Genomic DNA, 355 nt, shown 5'->3' on the forward strand with positions numbered 1-355 from the left:
AGCGGCGGTCATCGCAGCACCGGACGAGCGTTGGCAGGAACGTCCGCTGGCGGCCGTCGTCCTTCGTGAGGGAGCGATCGTCTCGCCGGGGGAACTCCGATCCTGGTTGTCGGACAAGCTGCCTCGGTGGTGGCTGCCCGAGCGGTGGACCTTCGTCGAGGAGATCCCGCGCACCAGCGTCGGGAAGTTCGACAAGAAGGTGCTGCGCGGGGACTACGCGGACGGCCGGTTGAAGGTGGAGACCCTCGAATGACCTTCCGCGCCGTGAAGTTCGCGGTGTAGCCGACTGTGAGGAGGAGGTGAGCGCATGGAGAGTGCCCCCAGCGCCTTGAAGATCGAATTCGACGGCGTGACG

1 protein-coding gene is annotated in these 355 nt (G+C 66.2%); it reads left to right on the forward strand.

From position 1 onward, the window contains the following. Positions 1–253: AMP-binding enzyme (locus H5411_RS46790; protein WP_416333311.1), on the forward strand; the 253-nt coding region annotated here is incomplete at its 5' end. Positions 254–355: the final 102 nt, after the last annotated feature.

The organism is Amycolatopsis echigonensis (assembly GCF_014174495.1).
GTDB lineage: Bacteria > Actinomycetota > Actinomycetes > Mycobacteriales > Pseudonocardiaceae > Amycolatopsis > Amycolatopsis echigonensis.